This is a genomic window from Myxococcus sp. MISCRS1, from assembly GCF_026626605.1.
In the GTDB taxonomy this organism is placed as follows: Bacteria; Myxococcota; Myxococcia; order Myxococcales; family Myxococcaceae; genus Myxococcus; species Myxococcus fulvus.
In genome coordinates this window covers 10156429-10175185 of record NZ_JAPNKB010000001.1, presented here as the reverse complement: position 1 = coordinate 10175185, position 18757 = coordinate 10156429, and the positions used below count along the sequence as shown (strand labels likewise).

13 protein-coding genes are annotated in these 18757 nt (G+C 68.4%); 5 read left to right on the top strand and 8 right to left on the bottom strand.

Going from position 1 to position 18757, the window contains the following annotated elements; all coding sequences use genetic code 11:
• Nucleotides 1-166 precede the first annotated feature (166 nt).
• The 5 genes from sdhB to OWM54_RS40580 form a co-directional block, all read right to left on the bottom strand.
• A complete protein-coding gene (sdhB, locus tag OWM54_RS40600; protein ID WP_141328678.1) occupies nucleotides 167-973 on the bottom strand; it encodes a succinate dehydrogenase iron-sulfur subunit in 807 nt (268 codons plus the stop codon).
• 83 nt (nucleotides 974-1056) lie between these two features.
• Nucleotides 1057-2934, bottom strand: coding sequence for a succinate dehydrogenase flavoprotein subunit (gene sdhA, locus OWM54_RS40595; protein WP_267700802.1), 1878 nt, complete (start codon nucleotides 2932-2934; stop codon nucleotides 1057-1059).
• Between the two features lie 219 nt (nucleotides 2935-3153).
• Nucleotides 3154-4098 carry a malate dehydrogenase gene (gene mdh / locus OWM54_RS40590; RefSeq protein ID WP_141328680.1) on the bottom strand — a complete coding sequence of 315 codons (945 nt, stop codon included), beginning with the start codon at nucleotides 4096-4098 and terminating at the stop codon, nucleotides 3154-3156.
• 33 nt (nucleotides 4099-4131) lie between these two features.
• Nucleotides 4132-5430: an NADP-dependent isocitrate dehydrogenase gene (icd, locus tag OWM54_RS40585; RefSeq protein WP_267700801.1), complete on the bottom strand. Its 1299-nt coding sequence runs from the start codon at nucleotides 5428-5430 to the stop codon at nucleotides 4132-4134.
• Nucleotides 5431-5608: 178 nt separating this feature from the next.
• Entirely contained in the window at nucleotides 5609-5923 is a 315-nt protein-coding gene (locus OWM54_RS40580; RefSeq protein ID WP_267700800.1) for an ATP-binding protein, read from the bottom strand.
• Between the two features lie 645 nt (nucleotides 5924-6568).
• On the opposite strand from OWM54_RS40580, the gene OWM54_RS40575 reads away from it, so the two are divergent.
• Nucleotides 6569-8713 carry a hypothetical protein gene (locus tag OWM54_RS40575; protein WP_267700799.1) on the top strand — a complete coding sequence of 715 codons (2145 nt, stop codon included), beginning with the start codon at nucleotides 6569-6571 and terminating at the stop codon, nucleotides 8711-8713.
• A 19-nt stretch (nucleotides 8714-8732) separates the two neighbouring features.
• On the top strand, nucleotides 8733-9476 hold the full coding sequence (locus tag OWM54_RS40570) for a hypothetical protein (protein ID WP_074952194.1): 744 nt from the start codon (nucleotides 8733-8735) through the stop codon (nucleotides 9474-9476).
• A gap of 102 nt (nucleotides 9477-9578) precedes the next feature.
• On the opposite strand, the gene OWM54_RS40565 is transcribed toward OWM54_RS40570, so the two are convergent.
• Nucleotides 9579-11201 carry a bifunctional 3-(3-hydroxy-phenyl)propionate/3-hydroxycinnamic acid hydroxylase gene (locus OWM54_RS40565; protein WP_267700798.1) on the bottom strand — a complete coding sequence of 541 codons (1623 nt, stop codon included), beginning with the start codon at nucleotides 11199-11201 and terminating at the stop codon, nucleotides 9579-9581.
• Between the two features lie 571 nt (nucleotides 11202-11772).
• Here OWM54_RS40565 and OWM54_RS40560 point away from each other — a divergent pair.
• From OWM54_RS40560 to OWM54_RS40550, 3 genes are all read left to right on the top strand, one after another.
• On the top strand, nucleotides 11773-11985 hold the full coding sequence (locus OWM54_RS40560) for a hypothetical protein (protein ID WP_223747456.1): 213 nt from the start codon (nucleotides 11773-11775) through the stop codon (nucleotides 11983-11985).
• A 302-nt stretch (nucleotides 11986-12287) separates the two neighbouring features.
• Nucleotides 12288-14036 carry a DUF6311 domain-containing protein gene (locus OWM54_RS40555; protein WP_267700797.1) on the top strand — a complete coding sequence of 583 codons (1749 nt, stop codon included), beginning with the start codon at nucleotides 12288-12290 and terminating at the stop codon, nucleotides 14034-14036.
• Between the two features lie 44 nt (nucleotides 14037-14080).
• Complete coding sequence (locus OWM54_RS40550; protein ID WP_267700796.1) at nucleotides 14081-15769, top strand: DUF6311 domain-containing protein; 1689 nt, start codon at nucleotides 14081-14083, stop codon at nucleotides 15767-15769.
• On the opposite strand, the gene OWM54_RS40545 is transcribed toward OWM54_RS40550, so the two are convergent.
• Together OWM54_RS40545 and OWM54_RS40540 are read right to left on the bottom strand one after the other, a co-directional pair.
• Nucleotides 15756-17591 (bottom strand): class I adenylate-forming enzyme family protein, encoded by a 1836-nt coding sequence (locus OWM54_RS40545; protein ID WP_267700795.1) that lies wholly within the window; start codon nucleotides 17589-17591, stop codon nucleotides 15756-15758. The two genes, OWM54_RS40550 and OWM54_RS40545, sit on opposite strands and share 14 nt — an antisense overlap.
• A complete protein-coding gene (locus tag OWM54_RS40540; protein ID WP_223747453.1) occupies nucleotides 17588-18748 on the bottom strand; it encodes a mandelate racemase/muconate lactonizing enzyme family protein in 1161 nt (386 codons plus the stop codon). Before OWM54_RS40540 ends, OWM54_RS40545 begins: the two co-directional genes overlap by 4 nt.
• Nucleotides 18749-18757: the final 9 nt, after the last annotated feature.

The following is an 18757-nucleotide window of genomic DNA, read 5'->3' as shown; positions in this document are numbered from 1 at the left end:
AGGCACCGCGGTGCGGCACGGTGTGGACCGCTGATAACCAGGAATGTCCGGGCAGATGAGGCGCCCTTCACCGCGCCCCTGCCCCTGGAACGTCAACAGCCCCGCCCGGGCTCCACGAGGGAGACCGGCGCGGGGCCGAGGACACGGCGGAGCGCCCGCGCGAGCGTCACCCTGGACCGCTGTGGCCCTTCTTCTCCTCCTCCTGCGAGAAGAGGTCCTTGATGACCAGCTTGGTCACCTGGCGGTTCATCATCGCGATGGAGGTGGTGAGGGGGATCTCCTTCGGGCAGACCTTCACGCAGTTCTGCGCCTTGCCGCAGTCCTGCACGCCGCCGGGGCCCATGAGCGCGCGCACGCGCTCCTCGGAGTTGAGCTTGCCCGTGGGGTTCATGTTGAACAGGCGGGCCTGGCTGATGGCCGCGGCGCCCACGAAGTCGTTGCCCAGGGTCACCTGCGGGCACGCCTCCAGGCAGCTGCCGCACGTGATGCACGTGGACAGCACGTACATGGTGGACTGGTCCACCGGGGACTGGCGCGGGCCGGGGCCCAGGTTGTGCGTGCCGTCCGTCGGGATCCAGCCCTTCACCTTCTTGAGGGCCTCGAACATGCGGCTGCGGTCCACGGCCAGGTCCCGGACCACGGGGAACTTGCTCATGGGCTCCAGCGTGATCGGCTGCTCCAGCTTGTCGATGAGCGCCGAGCAGGCCATGCGCACGCGGCCGTTGATGTTCATCGCGCAGCTGCCGCAGACCTCCTCGAGGCACGCGGCGTCCCACACCACCGGCGCAACCTTCTTGCCCTCCACGGTGACGGGGTTGCGCTGGATCTCCATCAGGCACGAGATGACGTTGGCGCCCTTGCGATAGGGGACCTTGAACTCCTCGTAGTGGCCCGGCTGGTTCGGATCATCCTGCCGCCAGATGCGGAAGGAGATGGTTTGGCTGCTGACGGCGCCTGCCTGTGCGGTGTCCATGTCGCTCGACCCTTCGCTTCCAAGTCAGTTACGGGGGCCCGCGCGATTCAGGCGCGGGCACGCCCAGAAAGTTCCCCGGTGCCTTACGCGTACCAGCGCGGCTCGGGCTTCAGCACGGGCGTCGGCACATCCTCGTAGGAGATGTTCGGCCCCTGCTCCGCGTACTTCGCGATGGTCGTCTTCGCCCACTTGTCGTGGCGAGCCTGCCACAGCGCCATCCAGGCGGGATCGTCGTTGGGATCCTTCGTCTTCGGCTCGGGCAGCGAGAAGTCCGGCTTGTAGTGCGCGCCGCGGCTCTCGTCGCGCAAGAGCGCGCTCGTGGCGATGACCTCGCCCAGCTCCAGCATGTTCCAGAGCTGGTTGACGAACGACATCGAGCGGTTGGACGAGTTGCCCGTGTCCAGCACGTTGACGCTCTTCCAGCGGCCCTTGAGCTCGCGGATCTTCTCCACCGTCTTCTTCAGGCGGTCGTTGTAGCGCACGACGGTGCAGTTCTCCGTCATCACGTCGCCCAGCTCCTGCGCCAGGCCGTACGGGTTCTCCGGGCCCGCCATCTTCTTGATGGTGGCGAACCGGTCCTCCCAGTAGCGCCTGGCGTCCTGGAAGTACTTCTCCGGCATGGCCGCCGCGCTCGTCGTCTGGCTCTTGGCGAAGGACGCCATGGCCGGGCCGCCGATCATCCCCGAGTAGATGCAGGAGAGCAGCGAGTTGGCGCCCAGGCGGTTGCCGCCGTGGAACGCGTAGTCCGCCTCGCCCGCGGCGTACAGGCCCGGGATGTTGGTGGACTGGTTCTTGGGGCTGCCCTCGAGCGGCGTGAGCGTCTTCGAGTCGGCCTCGAACGTCACGTACAGGCCGCCCATCGAGTAGTGCATGCCCGGGAAGATGACCATCGGCGTGACGCGCGGATCATCTCCGACGAACTTCTCGTAGATCTCCATCACGCCCTTGATCTTGGCGTCGAGCGTCTTGGCCGGGATGTGCGTGACGTCCAGGTACACGCCGTCGCGCCCGCCAACGCCCAGGCCCAGGTCGCGGCAGACCATGAAGATCTCGCGCGTGGCGACGTCGCGGGGGACCAGGTTCTTGTACTTGGGGTACTTCTCCTCGAGGAAGTACCAGCGCTCGCTCTCCGGGATGTCCCGGGGCCCGCGCGTGTCGCCCTTCTTGCGCGGCACCCAGACGCGGCCACCCTCGCCGCGCACCGACTCGCTCATCAGGCGCAGCTTGTCCTCGCCCGGAATCGACGTCGGGTGCACCTGGATGAACTCGCCGTTGGCGTAGATGGCGCCCTCCATGTAGGCGCGACCCGCGGCGGTGCCGGTGTTGATGACGGAGTTGGTGGAGCGGCCGAAGACGATGCCCGGGCCACCCGTGGCCAGGCACACGGCCTCCGCCGGGAAGGTGCGGATCTCCATCGTCCGGAGGTCCACGGCCACGCTGCCGATGCAGCGGCCGCCCTCGTCCTTCACCGTGCCGAGCCACTCCCAGTACTCGTACTTGGTGACCTTGCCCTCGGCCTCGTAGCGGCGGACCTGCTCGTCCAGCGCGTAGAGCAGCTGCTGGCCCGTCGTGGCGCCGGCGAAGGCGGTGCGGTGGTGGAGCGTGCCGCCGAAGCGGCGGAAGTCCAGAAGGCCCTCCGGCGTGCGGTTGAACGTCACGCCCATGCGGTCCAGCAGGTAGATGATGCCGGGGGCCGCGTAGCACATGCCCTTCACGGAGATCTGCTCGGCCAGGAAGTCGCCGCCGCGCAGCGTGTCCTTGACGTGGATCTCCGGGTGGTCACCCTCTCCCTTGGTGTTCACCGCGCCGTTGATGCCTCCCTGCGCGCAGACCGAGTGAGAGCGCTTCACCGGGACGAGCGAGAGCACATCCACCTGGTGGCCCGCCTCCGCGAGCTTGATCGTCGTCATCAGCCCGGCGAGACCGCCGCCCACCACTGTGAACCGCGCTGCTGCTGCCATCATCGTCTCCTTGACCGCCGGATCCAGGGCGCCTGCCGTCAGCCGGCCCGCCACAACCGGCGCGCCACGCTCCGGACATCTCCGTGCGAGTTCTACAGGCTAGTTAACTTGCTGGAAGCACGCCGCAACGGCGGCGAGAAACTCGATAAGCCCGCGTCATTCGCGGCATCAGCCAAGAAGCCCGCCGGGGGTCCCCGACGGGCTTCTGACTGGAACGGCCTACAGCTTGACGGAGTCGACCGTCTTCTTGACCGACTGGAAGGACTTCTCCAGCTCGGCCTTCTCGGCGTCGTTCAGGTCGACGGTGATGACCTTCTCGATGCCGCCCGCGCCGATCTGCACGGGGGTCCCGAAGAAGTAGCCGTTGATGCCGTACTGGCCCTTGAGCAGGGCCGCGCCCGGCAGGATGCGCTTGCGGTCGAAGATGAAGCTCTCCGCCATGGCGATGGAGGAGGCCGCGGGCCCGAAGTAGGCGCTGCCCGTCTTGTACAGGCCGACCAGCTCCGCGCCGCCCTCGCGGGTGCGCTTGACGATGGCGTCCAGCTTGTCCTTCGCGATGAGCTCCGTGAGGGGCACGCCGCCCACGGTGCTGTGGCGCACCAGGGGCACCATGTCGTCACCGTGGCCGCCGAGCACCAGCGCCTCCACGTCACGGATGGAGCAGCCGAGCGCCTCGGCCACGAAGCACTTGAAGCGGCTGGTGTCCAGCACGCCCGCCATGCCCACGACCATGTTGTCCGGCAGGCCGGCGATCTTGTGGAGCGCGAACACCATCGCGTCCAGCGGGTTCGCCACGTTGATGACGAAGGCGTTGGGGGCGTGCTGCTTGATGTTGCCCGCCACGTCCGTCATGATCTTGAGGTTGATCTCCAGCAGGTCCTCGCGGCTCATGCCCGGCTTGCGGGGCATGCCGGCCGTGATGATGATCACGTCCGAGCCAGCGACATCCTTCCAGTCCGTGGTGCCGGTGACGCGGCAGTCGTAGCCGTCCACCGCCGCCAGCTGGTTGATGTCCAGGGCCTTGCCCTTGACCAGGCCTTCGGCCGCCGGGATGTCGTACAGGAACACGTCACCGAGCGACTTCTGCACCGCCAGCAGCGCGAGGTTGCCGCCGATCTGCCCGCCACCGATGAGGCCAATCTTCTTCTTGCGATTCTGAGCCATGGCTTCGCCGTCTCCCAATTCCCCGCGAGGGGACTACATGTGCTTGATGATGGCCTGACCGAACTCGGAGCACTTCACCTCGGTCACCCCGGACTGCCCCTCCTGCTTCATCAGGCGGGCGAAGTCGTACGTCACCGTCTTGGCGGCGATGGCGCGGTCCATGCCCTGGATCATCAGGTCCGCGGCCTCGTGCCAGCCCAGGTGCCGGAACATCATCTCACCGGAGAGGATGACCGAGCCCGGGTTCACCTTGTCCTGGTCCGCGTACTTGGGCGCCGTGCCGTGCGTGGCCTCGAACACCGCGTGGCCCGTGACGTAGTTGATGTTGCCGCCCGGGGCGATGCCGATGCCGCCCACCTGCGCCGCCAGCGCGTCCGACAGGTAGTCGCCGTTGAGGTTCAGCGTGGCGATGACGTCGAACTCGTCCGGACGCGTGAGCACCTGCTGCAGCGTGATGTCCGCGATGGAGTCCTTGATGACGATCTTGCCGGCGGCCACGGCGGCCTTCTGCTCGGCGTTGGCGGCCTCCTCGCCCTTGGCGGCCTTCGTCACCTCCCACTGGTCCCACGTGTAGACCTTGTCACCGAACTCCCGGGCGGCCAGCTCGTAGCCCCACTTGCGGAAGGCGCCCTCGGTGAACTTCATGATGTTGCCCTTGTGGACCAGCGTGACGCTCTTGCGCTTGTGGTCCACCGCGTACTGGATGGCCGCGCGGATGAGCCGATCGCTGCCCTCCTTGGACACGGGCTTGACGCCCAGGCCGATGTCGGACGGGAAGCGGATCTTCCCGAACTCCTTCGGGAACTCCTTCTTCAGCAGGTCCAGGAACTTCGCCGCCGCGGGGCTGCCGGCCTCGAACTCGATGCCCGCGTAGATGTCCTCCGTGTTCTCACGGAAGATGGTCATGTCCACCTTGTCCGGCGACTTGACCGGGCTGGGCACGCCCTTGAAGTAGCGCACGGGGCGCAGGCAGACGTACAGGTCCAGCAGCTGGCGCAGCGCCACGTTCAGCGAGCGGATGCCGCCGCCCACCGGCGTCGTCAGCGGGCCCTTGATGCCGACCAGGTAGGTGCGGAAGGCCTCGACCGTCTCGTCGGGAAGCCAGTTGTTGACCTGCTTGAAGGACTTCTCGCCGGCGAGGACCTCATGCCAGGCGATCTTCTTCTTGCCCTTGTAGGCCTTCTCCACCGCGGCGTCGAACACGGCCTGGGACGCGCGCCAGATGTCGCGGCCCGTGCCGTCGCCCTCGATGTAGGGGATGATCGGATGGTCCGGCACGGACAGCTTGCCGTTCTGGAGGGTGATCTTCTCGCCGGAAGTCGGGGGAGCCATGGACGTACTCCTGGAAGGTGTGGCCGTGTAAGAATTTGCGCGGGATAGTCGAGAACCCGCCCCCCTCCCGTCAAGGAGTTTGGCCGCTCCGCCAGGTTGCAGGACTTATCGGACCCAGCGGCGCCGCATGCGCTCGGGCACGCGCGCCAGGCCTGGAGGACCGCGCCTGCGCACCGACCTACCAGCAGGCGAGGCCCGGCGCGGGAAGCTCCACCGTCACCGTGAGGCCCTCGCCATCGCCGCGCTCCACGCCGAGCACCCCGCCCACGGACTCCACCAGCTCCCGCGCCCGGGCGAGCCGACGATGCGCGGGCCCCACCAACATGGGCGACAGGAACACCGCCTGGAGCTCGCGCGCGGACAGCCGCGCCGCGGACGTCACCACCTGGAAGCGCGGCGGCTCGTCACCGAAGTCATCCGGCGCGTCCAGCACCACGCGCACACTTCCCTCCCCCGCGTGGTCCGCCGCGTGCGACAGCAACAGCAGCAACACCTGCCGTGTACGTCGCGCCCCTGTCCGCGCCAGAACGGTTTCCCCTGGAAGTTCCAGTTTCACTTCGATGCCGTGGATTCTTCGCGTGGCTTCCAGCAATTCCAGGGCTTCTTCCATGAGCGCCGCGACATCCACTTGCTGGGAATCCGGACCCTCCACCGACGCCAGCAAGGCCCTCGGGGAAGCAGCCTGGGGCGCCGCCCCGGCTTCACCCGACGTCCTGTCCACCCAATCCCGCGCCGCGCTCATGCCGCACCTCGTCCCGTTGGCCCTACAGAGGGACTTTACTGGCGGAATCCGACGCGCTCCATTTCACTACGAGAAAGTACGCAGGGCGTGGTTGACTGGAGACATTACAGCTTCGCGACATCTTGGCCGTGCCGTTGTCGGGTGCTGGGCATGCAGTTCGTGAAACTTGGAGAAATGGCCTGTCACGGTTGACCCAGTGCCCTAGATTCCGGCCTTGACGAAAACAGCAAGGCTGCACAAATTCGATTTGACTGTTCCTCTCGACTCCGTATGATACGGACCCATAGCGAAATGCCGCCCACCGCAGCACCGCTGGAGCAGGGAGGAACTGTTGTGCTTGCAACTTCGCCATCCGCATCAGGCGTTCCTCACTACCGGAGAAGGGGGCTCCTGGACATGGAAGGGGGAAACCCGCTCTCCGACCGGCGGACGGTCGAGTTCGATAGCCGCGACGCTTTCATCAATGTGATTCCGCTGCCGCCAGCGGAAGCCGCGCTGGACGACTCGGGCTATTCGCTGCACGGCCGGGGCGCCAACGCGATTACGTGCTCGCTGGGCACGCTGGACGCGACGCTCGGTGAGGTGACGCGACTGAGCCCCACCGTGGTCTGGGTGATGCCGCGCGGTCCCGTGACGCACACCGAGGGCCCCACCCTGCCCATCTTCCTCAAGGGCCGTGGGCTCACCATCGGTCCCCTGGTCGGCGCGTTCATCCGCGCGGACGCGGAGACGGCGAGCGCGCCCGTCGGCCTGCAGCTGGTGGGCGTGACGGTGGAGCAGGGCCGGCAGATCCTCTCCCTGCTGGCGGACGCGCTGAAGAACGGCGTGGCGGAGCCGGCGGCGTCGGTGCTGCCGGTGCAGGACACCATCGAGCAGGCCGAGCGCATCCGCTCCATCCTGGTGGCCATCTGCGCGTCCGGGAACAACGGCGTGCTGCGCCGCAAGGGCCGCTCGGTGCGCATGGTGCTCGAGCGCTTCAACACGGCGACGTCGCAGCTGGAGTGGCGCTCCGAGGAGCCCGTCACCGAGTGGGGCGAGGCGCCCTTCGACGTGGACGTCATCGGCTACAACAGCGCGTACCGCATGCGCCTGGACGGCGGCAGCGGCGACGGCGAGCGGCTCTACACGCAGCTGCCCACGCGCATCTCCCGCATCCGTCACCGCTGGCACCGCCGCGTCCCCGCCCCCGCGGGCGCGAACGTGCGCTTCCATCACCCGCTGTGGCGGGAGCTGGGCGAGCTGCAGCGCGACGTGGTGGACCTGTCGTTCTCCGGCCTGTGCCTGCGCTGCAAGCCCGAGGACCTGATGTTCCCCGGCCTGCTGCCGCCGCACATCGAGCTGCAGACGGGCGAGGGCCAGACGCTGACGTTGCGCGGGGAGATCCGCTACGTCACCAGCCCCCGCGCGGATGGCTACATGCTGTGCGGCCTGAGCGTGCAGCCCTACTCCGTGGACGAGGCGCGCTGGGTGCGCTTCGTGTCGCAGACGACGTCCCCCGCCACTCGCACCAGCGAGAACATGGAGGACGGGCTGTGGGATTTGTTCACCCGCTCGGGCTTCTTCAGCCTCGCGGGCAAGACGTCCGAGGAGTTCGAGGAGCAGCGGCTGGCCTTCCGGAGCATGGCCAAGCGCGGCGCGGAGATTCCGCAGCTGTTCTGCCAGGCGGTGTGGCCGTCCGAGCGCGGCCCCGAGGCGACGCTGTCCTTCATGAAGCCCTACCGCCACGCGTGGATGGGGCACCAGGTCGCCAAGCGTCCCGGCAAGCCGCCCCCGAGCGTGCAGGAGCCGGGGCAGATCATGCGCGACTTGTACGTGCGCACCTTCGAGCATCCGCAGAGCGACCCGGACTTCCGCTGGGTGGTGGCCTACGTGGAGGCGCTCAACCCGTGGATCGCCAAGGCGCACGTGCGCTACGCCGAGCGGCAGATGGAGACGGGCCAGGGCCTGGCCTTCACGCGCAAGGTGCACATGCTGGACGTGTACACGCACGAGCAGACGGGCCGCGCGCACGAGGGCATCCAGATTGGCCTCGCGACGGCGCAGGAGCTGACGCTGCTGGCGGACACCATCGCGCGCACCCGCCCCGCCTGCTACGTGGACGCGCTGGACTTCACGCGCGAGCGCATCGACATGCGTCCGGTGCAGGCGCGCTGGAAGCAGTTCAATCTCGAGCGTGAGCGGGAGATCCTGGTCGCGCGGCGCAACGGAGTCCCCGTGGCCGCGACGGTGCTGGAGCTGGGTCAGCGGGGCACGAACCTGTACTGCCTGCTGGACATGGCCCGGCTGTTCCCGCTGACCGAAGAAGGACCGTCCACCTATGTCGCATTGGTGGACGCCGCGCGCCGGTGGTACGCGGCGCGCCGCCGCACCTCGTTCCACTTCCTATGTGAGGACGAGGGGGGGGATTACGTGCAGGAGGCCGGCATCCACGGAGGGCCCGATCCCTACATGTGGATCATCTCCTCCAAGCTGATTCCGGACTTCCTCGAGCACATCAGTGAGCTGACCATCGGGCGCCGCGGCGCCCACAACCCTCGCTAAACGCCCCAGAGGTAGACACATGAGCAAGCAATTCGTGGAGCAGAACTATGTTCCGCACGTGGCCCCCGTGCGCGAGCGCCTCAAGACGTCCCCCGCCCTGAAGGCGCTGCTGGATCCCAACGTGGACCCGGCGCTCGTGGAGGGCTTCCTCATCCAGCTCAACTCGCTGGGTGTCTACATGACGGAGCCGGTGGACAAGTGGATCCGCCGCGCGGGCGAGGCCTCCGTGAAGATGGGCCTCAAGGACGTGGGCGAGAAGCTCATCACCCACGCGAAGCACGAGGAGGGCCACCACCTGATGATGATCGAGGACACCAAGAACCTGGTGGCCCGGTGGAACTCGCGCCGCTCTCCGCAGCTGGACGTGAACGCGCTCTTGAGCCAGACGCCCACGCAGGCGATGGTCGAGTACCGGAAGATCCACGAGGACACCATCGTCGGCGAGATGCCGGCGGCGCAGGTGGCCATCGAATATGAAATCGAGAACCTGTCCGTCGTGTTCGCGCCCGGGCTGATGGAGCAGGCCAAGCGCGTCTGTGGCGAGGACATCATGGAGGCCATGTCCTTCGTGAAGGAGCACGCGGAGCTGGACGTGGGCCACACCGCGCTCAACGAGGTCATGCTCGGCAAGCTGCTGGACCAGGTCCCGGAGAAGACCGCGGTCATCGGCAAGACGGGCGCGCAGGCGCTGGACATCTACCTGCGCTTCATGGGCGACTGTGTCGAGCGCGCCCAGCAGATGATCAAGCCCGCCGCGGCTTGAGGTCCCACCGGGGCCCGCTCGGAAGGCGAGCCCCGCTCAGTCATGCCCCGGGGCGTCACGGGCCGAGGAATCGGCCTGGGCGCCCCGTCGTGTTCCACCGCCCTACCCCGCCCGACGCACCACCGCGTCCGCCGTGCGCGCGCGCGGACGGATGCGTCCACGCAGCGAGCGGCGAAGCCCCTCCAGCTCCGGCCCCGTCGCCGTGCCGAACACGTAGCGGTCCGGGCGCAGCACCACCACGTCCTTGCCGTGGCGGGCGAACCACGCGCCCAGCCGGCCCTCCGTGTCCACGAGCGCCTCCGGCGGAGGCTCGCCGATGCGCTCCGCGGAGAGCACGGTCCACGCACGCGCGCCCAGCTCCGCCGCCAGCGCACGGGCCTCCCGCTGCAGGTCCTGCGAGGCGCCCGGCCGCGTGAGCACGACGAAGCCATCGCCCAGCACGTGGTCCAGCAGGACCCGCTGCCCCTCGAGCACCTCCACGCGCGGCTGCGGGAAGTAGGTGCCCTCCGGCGCGGCCTTCTTGCGTCGCGCGCCGAGCAGGAACCCCTGCTCCAGCGCGAAGACGGGCTTCACCTTGAACTGGCGGATGAACTCCCCGGTGACGGGCAGGCGGTAGAGGAGCTGGATGAGCGCGTTGCGCACGCGCGAGAGCACCTGGCCTCCGGACATCATCACCCGGCCCATGGCGTCCGAGCTCTTGATGACCTCGGCCACGTGGCCGCGCCGCTCCTGCTCGTACGTATCCAAGAGCGAGTCGTCCGCCGAGCCGTCCAGCACCCGCGCCAGCTTCCAGGTCAGGTTCGCCGCGTCGCGGAAGCCCGCGCACAGGCCCTGGCCCAGGAACGGCGGCATCAGGTGCGCGGCATCCCCCATCAGGAAGGCGCGTCCCACCCGCCAGCGGTCCACCAGGCGCGAGTGGTACGAGTGGACGTTGATGGAGCGGATCTTCACCGTCGACGGGTCGATGTACGGCGCGATGAGCGTGCGCACGTGGTCCGGCTGCCGCACCGCCTCCAGGTCCGCGTCCGGGTCGACGATGATGTCGAAGCGCATCTCGTCCCGCGCGGTGCGCGCGATGAACCCGCGGCGCTTCGGGCCACACAGGTAGCTGGTGTAGTCGGGCTCCGGCGACGACGTGCTCACGGTGATGGCGAGCGCGTGCTCCAGGCCCGTGGTGCCCTCGAGCTTCAGGCCCAGCTTGCGTCGGATGGGGCTGTGCGCGCCGTCGCACGCGAGCAGGTAGCGGGCGCGGACGGTGAGCACCCGCTCGCTGGCGAGCTCGCGCACGCGCACCGTGAGGCCCTCTGCGTCCTGCACGAAGGATTCGACCTCGTGGCCCTGCCACAGCTCCACGTGCTCGAAGCGCGCCATGCCCTTGCGCAGCATCGCCTCCATCCGCGGCTGCTGGAAGAAGGTGGCCACGTCATGCCCGTAGGGGCGGTCCAGCTTCGTGAAGTCCACCTCCGCGAGCACGCGCAGGCGGTCATCCAGGTAGCGCAGCGTCTTGCAGGGATGGAAGCCCGGCCCCAGCTCTCCCTCCAGGCCCGCGGACTGGAAGATGCGCTGCGCCTCGTCATCCAGGCTGATGGCGCGCGACTGGGCATGCGCGGACAGCTCCTTCTCCACGATGATCGTCCTGACGCCCTGCAGTCCGAGCAGGTTGGCCGCCATCGCTCCGACCGGTCCACATCCCACGATGATGACATCAACAGTTTCTGGAGCCACGTCCGCCCTCCGGGTCGTCTCGTTGTTGAGCTGCCTTTGATGATTCATCCCCCAGGCCATGGCTGGAATTATCAGCGGGCCATTCACCCTCGCTCTCGCGCGGTCCCCTCACGCGAGTGGACTCCAGAAAGGCGCAGCCGTCGCGTTTTCACTCGGCCCACGCAAACAATGCGGCCCCGAGTCCTCGCCAACTCCACCGGCGAGCGTGCGACCCATCCCGTCACCCCCACCCCGTGCCTCTCGATTCAAAGAACGCCCCGGGGAAAATTCCTTGCATGTTTGAGTTTCACCCCTCGGCGAGCCTCTGGAATCAGCCCCTGGGTGTTCGCGGTTGCAGGCGGGGGTGCACTCCCCACCCGGTGGGTTCCCGCGAGGAGTCAAGGTGGGCAGACATTCCTTACGGACTTCAACATTGCACTGACACCGAATCACAGTTGTCGAACGGCAGAAGGAATCGCCGTCGGAAACACCGCATTGACGTCGTGGGCAACGCGCGGCGTCGTGCATTCGGAGATCGCCAGTGGTTAGGTGGCGCTTCCCCCTCACGCGTGGTTCGCGAAGGAGCAGTTCCATGGAATGGCTCGAATTCTCCCGTTGGTCTCCCGAGGTGGAGCGTCAGCTCGCGCAGCAGGCGGCGCGGCTGGGCGACACGGCGGCCCGCGGAGCCTCCCTGACCCGGCGGGTCCGGATGAGCGCCACGGTGGCGGCGGCGTACCGCTTGAGCGCGATGCTCCGCGAGTATCCGCGCACCAACCCCTGGGGCCACCCCGTCTCGGAGTCCTGAGCCCCAGGCGGGGCCGCCGTGAGCCCCGGGGCTCCGGCACCTCGTGATGCTCGGGACACACCCTGCTCCACCGTCGACGGTGAGCGCATGAAGGGCCCTCGAGGGCTCCATGCCCGCCTCCCTCCGGTGGAAACGACAGGGACCTCGCGGTTCGCCGCGCACTTGATTGACCTGTCAATCCACGGTGGCTCCTCCTCCCGCGTATCGGCGGGCTGGTTCCGGTCCTTCGCCCGGGGTATTGCTCCCCTCCCACTTCGAGTGCCGCGCCTCGTCGCGGTCCTGGTGTGCGGAAGAGGACGTCGGTGGGTACCCACACACGCAGCCCTGGCCTCGCAGCGCGCCCCGAGACGGCGCTGACGCGACTTGTCCCCTGGGCGGGGGCGCTCCTGGGGGTGCTCTGGTTCATCGCGCTGGGCGGCGCGCGGGCGCTGGACCCCACATCTCTGGAGTGGTTGGGATGGGGGGACTGGGCGCAGCACGTGCTCGGCTGGTGGTTCTTCCGTGAGGCCCCCTGGGGTTTTCCCCTCGGCAGGACCCCCGGCTACATGGCGCCGCTGACCACCACGGTAGGCTTCACGGATTCGAATCCGTGGCTCGCGCTGGCGTTCAAGCCCTTCGCGGGCTGGCTGCCCCAGGACTTCCAGTTCATCGGGCTGTGGCTCGTGTCGTGCCTGGCGCTCCAGGGGTTCATGGGCGTCAAGCTGATGGCCGTGTTCACGTACCGGGCCTCGCATCAGCTCCTGGGGGCCGCGCTGTTCGTGCTCGCGCCGGTGCTTGTCTTCCGATTCGAGCACGACACGCTCTGCGCGCACTGGATGCTGACGGCCTTGCTGTGGCTGCACCTGCGTCCGCGGCCGGATGCGCGAAGTGCGTGGCGGACGCTGCGCGAGGTCCTGCTCATCAACGTGCTCGCGGCTGGCGTCCACCCGTACTTGATGGTCATGGTCTTCGCGCTCTCGACGGCGCTGCTCGTCAGCATGACGTGGCAGGAGCGGCTGCTCACGCGGCGGCAGGCGGGACTCGCGTTCCTGGGGGGCACGCTCATGCTGGGCGGGCTCTTCTTCGCGTTCGGCTATGTGGGCCAGGGGGTACGAGGCGCGGCGCATGGCTTCGGGGCGTACAGCTCCGACATGCTCACGTTGATCAACCCGATGGCGTGGTCACGGATGTTGCCGGCGCTCCCGACGCGCAAGGACCAGTACGAGGGCTTCGGCTATCTCGGCACGGGAGTGCTCGCGCTCGGCGCGGTCCTGGGGCGACCTTCTGTCTGGTGGCCCGAGGTTCGAGCGTGGGCCCGAGCCCATCAGCCACTGTGGGTCGCGGTGGGACTGCTCACGCTGCTCGCGTTCTCGACGACGCTGACCTTCGGCGGCGTCATCGTGCTGTCGGCGCGCAAGATGGCCGACGTGTTCATGCCCGTGCTGGGGATGTTCCGCTCCTCGGGCCGCTTCATCTGGCCGCTCCACTACCTGGTGCTCACCGGCATCCTGGCGCTCGTCATCTGGCGCTGGCGCGAGCGTCCCGCCGTTCTCACGGGCATCCTGCTGGGCGCGGTGGTCACCCAGGTGGTCGACACCGAGGAACTGTGGACGCAGAGGCGGTTTCGACCGGCGCCGTGGCCTCGGCTCGGTGCACCGGAGTGGGCGCAATTGGATTCGTTCTACCGGCACGTGGTGCTGTATCCGCCGTACATCCATGACTCGAAGCTGCCATGCACCCAGAACACGTTCCGCCGGGATGACTATGTACGCTGGGGGGACCTCGCGTACCGGAAGGGCCTGTCGACGAACAGCGGCTATGTCGCTCGCATCAATGAGCGACACGTCGAGCAGAGCTGCGAGGCACTCGTGGCCGATGTCGCGCAGGGCCGGCTCTCGTCGGACACGCTCTATGTCGTCGATACTCCGAAGCTGGGGTTGTTCCAGGGATTGGGAGAGCACGTCACCTGCGGCACGGTGGATGGGTTCAATGTCTGCGTCGCCGCTCGTGACGGTCGGTTCAGGGAGGCGCTCTTGAGGTCCTCGAATCGCGCACAGAGGCCCCTTCCATGAGCGCGGCCTCACGACATCTCCCCTGGGCCGGAGCGCTTCTGGGCGTGCTCTGGTTCGTCGCGCTGGGCGGTGTACGCGCGCTGGACCCCACCTACCTGGATTGGTTGGGATGGGGAGACTGGACGAAGAGCATCCTCGGCTGGTGGTTCTTCCGTGAGGCCCCCTGGGGGTTTCCCCTCGGCAGGACGCCCGGCTACATGGCGCCGCTCACGACGACGGTGGGCTTCACGGACTCGACACCGTGGGTCTCGCTGGTGCTCAAGCCGTTCTCCGGGTGGCTGCCTCAGGACTTCCAGTTCATCGGGCTGTGGCTCGCGTCGTGCCTGGCGCTCCAGGGGTTCATGGGCGTCAAGCTGATGGCGCTGTTCACGCCTCGGGCCTCGCATCAGCTCCTGGGGGCCGCGCTGTTCGTGCTCGCGCCCGTGCTCGTCTTCCGGTTCGGGCACGACGCGCTCTGCGCGCACTGGATGCTCACAGCCTTGTTGTGGCTGCACCTGCGTCCGCGGCCGGATGCGCGAAGCGCGTGGCGGACGTTGCGCGGTGCCCTGCTCATCAACGTGCTCGCGGCTGGCGTCCACCCGTACCTGGCGGTCATGGTCCTCGCGCTCTCGACGGCCCTGCTCGTCAGCATGGCGTGGCAGGAGAGACACCTCACCTGGCGACAGGCGGGACTTGCGCTCCTGGCTGGATGCCTGGCCGTGGGTGGCGTCTTCTTCGCGTTCGGATACGTGGGCCAGGACGTACGCGGAGGCACACAGGGATTCGGTGTCTACAGCGCGGACATGTTGTCGCTCATCAATCCCATGGGGTGGTCACGGGTGTTGCCGTGGCTGCCCGCGCGGAGTGGCCAATACGAGGGCTTCGGTTATCTCGGCACTGGCGTCCTCGTGCTCGCGCTCGTCGCGCTGCTGGGCAGGCCGTCCGCCTGGTGGCCTCAGGCGCGCGCACGTGCTCGAGCACACGGGCCGCTCCTGGCCGTGGTGGGGCTGCTGGCGTTGCTCGCGTTCTCCACGACGATGACCCTCGGTGGCACCACCGTGCTGTCGATGCGGAAGGTCGCCGAGCCGTTCATGCCCGTCCTGGGCATGTTCCGCGCTTCGGGGCGCTTCATCTGGCCCCTGCACTATGTCGTGCTCACGGGCATCCTCGCGCTCGTCACCTGGCGCTGGCGCGAGCGCCCCGTCGTCATCACGAGCGTGTTGCTCGGTGCGCTGCTCATCCAGGTGGTCGACACCGAGGAGCTCTGGGCACAGCAACGGTTTCGCTCGGCGCCCTGGCCCCGGCTGCGCGCGACGGAGTGGACCCAGCTCGATTCGTTCTACCGGCACGTGGTGCTGTATCCACCCTACATCCATGACTCGGAGCTGCCGTGCACCGAGAACACCTTCGCCCGGGATGACTACGTGCGATGGGGGGACCTCGCGTATCGCAAGGGTATGTCGACGAACAGCGGATACGCCGCGCGCTTCAATGAACGACATGTCCAGCAGGTCTGTGAGGAGCTGAAGGCCGATGTCGAGCAAGGCCGACTCTCGGCGGATACGCTCTACGTCGTGGACCCACCGAAGCTGGCTTTGTTCCAGCGCCTGGGCGAGCTGGTCAGCTGCGGCAACGTGGACGGGTTCAACGTCTGCGTGGCTGGTCGTAATGGGCGCTTCAGGGAGGTGCTCCTGAAGTCCTCGGCCCGTGCGCCACTGCCTCCCACGGCGGAAAGTCCTATCACCCCTCCGTGATGCCCTTGCGCAGCGCCGTGCGCTCGAGCTTGCCCATCGCGTTGCGGGGCAGCGCGTCCAGCCAGATGAAGCGCGTAGGCAGCTTGAAGCCCGCGAGTGAGTCACGGCACCAGGTCTCCAGCACCGGTGCATCCGGACGCTGCTGGCCGGTGCGTGGCGCGAGGAAGGCCACGGGGACCTCGCCCCATCTCGCGTCGGGGACGCCAATCACCGCGGCCTCCTGCACCGCGGGATGATTGGCGAGCACCGCCTCCACTTCCGCCGGGTAGATGTTCTCCCCTCCCCTGACGATGAGGTCCGTTCGACGTGAGAGCACCGTGAGGCGACCTCGCGCGTCCAGCACCCCGAGGTCCTTCGTGTGGAGCCATCCGTCACGGAACGCCTCGCGCGTCGCGTCGGGACGATTCCAGTAGCCCGCCATCACCGTGGGGCCTCGGACCTCGATGTTGCCTTCCTCGCCAGGGCCTCGTGCAGCGCCGTCATCTCCGACGATGCGCACCTGGGTCCCCGGCAGAGAGCGTCCCGCGGTCTTCCCATCCGCCTCGGAGGGAGACTCCGTCGTCACCTGGGAACAGGCCTCGGTGAGACCGTAGGTCTGGAGCGCCAGGAGCCCCACTGCGCGTGCCCGGTCCAACAGGAACACTGGCACGGGCCCACCGCCAATCAGCGCGAGCTTGAAGGTCTCCGGCACCTGGCGACCGGCTCGGATGTCGAGCACCCGCTCCAGCGTCGTGGCGACGAGGCTCGCGTGCGTCACGCCTTCGTCGATGGCTCGACTGGTGGCCTCCGCGTCGAAGCGCTCGTGCAGCACGAGACAGCCTCCCTCGTACGCGGTGCGCGTCAACATCGCGAGACCACCGACATGGAACAGTGGCAACGTCCCGAGCCAGCGCGGCGCGGGATGCGCTCCGAGGTTCTCCGCAGAGGCTCGGCACGACGCACGGAAGTTGCCCTCCGTCAGCACCGCGCCCTTCGGCCTGCCCGTCGTCCCGCTTGTAAAGAGCACGACGCGCGGTGCGTCCTCAACCAGCGGCACGCAGGTCGTCGAGGGCTCCGAGGGAGCCAGGGGCTCGCCTTCCGTCGGTCGCCCTGTCGACGACGCACAGGCCGTGGACGGCGTCAGCGACGCACCCGTTACCAAGAGTTCCTCGTCTGGCGGTCGTACTGCCGACGCCACAGAGGACTTCAGCGACTGCGCATTCGGCAGTTGCCCTCTCGACGCCAGCTCAGGTATCGGCGTCTCCGACGACGCGCGGGTCTCCCTCGTCCGCTCGCGCGGTAGCCGCTCCCTCGACGCCACGTACGCCGACGCCACGTACGCCGGCGACGCGAAGGTCTCTATCGTCCGCTCGCGTGAGAGACTCTCCCCCGACGCCACGAACGTCGTCGACGCGAAGGCATCCGGCGTCCGTTCGCGAGGGAGCCCCTCCCCTGAAGCCACGTACGCCGTCGACGCGAAGGTCTCCAGCGGCTCCGCCCCTGGCAGACGCTCTCGCAAGGCCCCCATCGCCAAGGTGAGCGCGGGCGCGATGTCCTCGACCAACGGGGCCAACTCAGCGCGAGTGAGGCGCGCGTTCAGCGGCGCCAGCAGCGCTCCCAGCCGCCCCAGGGCCCAGAACAGGAACACACAGGCCGGCTGGTTCGTCGACAGCAGCGCGACCCGCTCTCCCGCGCCGATGCCCCGGGCCTCGAGCGCGGCCACCCACCGATTCACCTCGGCGTCCAACGCTCCGTAGCTCCACGAGCGCCCGGCGTATGTGAGCGCCTCCGCTTCCGGATGAACGCGGGCGCCCTCGCGGATGGGACAACCGAACGTCGTCACACCACCGCTCCGGCATCCAGCCCGAGCCCCGGCGTCTCCGGCAACCGGATGCGCCCATGCAGCGGCCGGTAGTCATGCACGGCGGGCTCACTCTTGAAGAGCTTCCCCACCGCGAGCCCCGACGCGAGCGCCCCTGAAGGCAACGCGGCCGCGAGGTGCGCCGCCCCAGCCCGAGCCACCACGCCGTCCAACGAGCTCGTCACATACGCCTGCATGCCCAGCCGAGCGGCGCGCATCGCCACCACGAGCCCGGGCAGCAGCCCTCCCAACACCATCGGCTTGAGCACCACCGCGCCCACCGCCGGCCCACCGCCCAACAATGGATCCGAACCCAGCAGCGCGCGCAACGTCTCCGGAGAACCGAGCGACTCGTCCGCCGCCACCATGCACGGCGCACGTCGCTGCACGCGCCACAACGCGGCAAGGTCGTCCGCCGGCGTCGGCTGCTCCACCAGCTCCAACTGGTACCAGCCCAGCTTGTCCAACGCGCGCTTCGCCTCGAGCTCCGACCAGCCACCGTTCGCGTCGAGCCGCAGCTTCACGTCCGGCCCCACCGCCTCGCGCACCGCCTTCACGCGCTGCTCGTCCTCCTCCAGCGCGCGACCGCCCACCTTCAGCTTGAGCGTCCCATACCCCTCGGCCACCGCCACTCGCGCCTCATCCACCAGCGCCTCCGCCGTCTCACCGCCCAGCAGCGCATTGACCAGGACCTCGGGGCGCGCCTCCTCGGCCAGGAGCCAGCACAGCGGAACCCCCTGCCGCCTCGCGAGCAGGTCCAACAGCGCCAGCTCCAGCGCATGCTCCGCGGCGGGCACCGGCCCCGGGGGCGCGGGATGACGGGCTCGCACCCGGACACCCTCTCCTCTCGCCACTGTCGGCGGGAACGGAGACAGCGTGTCCTCGACGGCGCGCACCGTGTCGCCCAGGAACTGCCCTTCGAGCGAGGACAGCCACGCCGCCAGCACCTCGCCGCAGACGGGGAGCGACTCCGTGCCGAACTCGGGCAGCGGCATCGCCTCACCGAGCCCCACCCGCCCCTCTTCGTCCTCGAGGCGCACGAGGAAACCCTCGCGCGCGGAATAGGTGCCTCGGGCCGTCTTCAGGGGCTGGAGCAGCTCCAGTCGGAGCGGGGTCAGGGTTGCCTTGACGATGCGCATGGACTCACA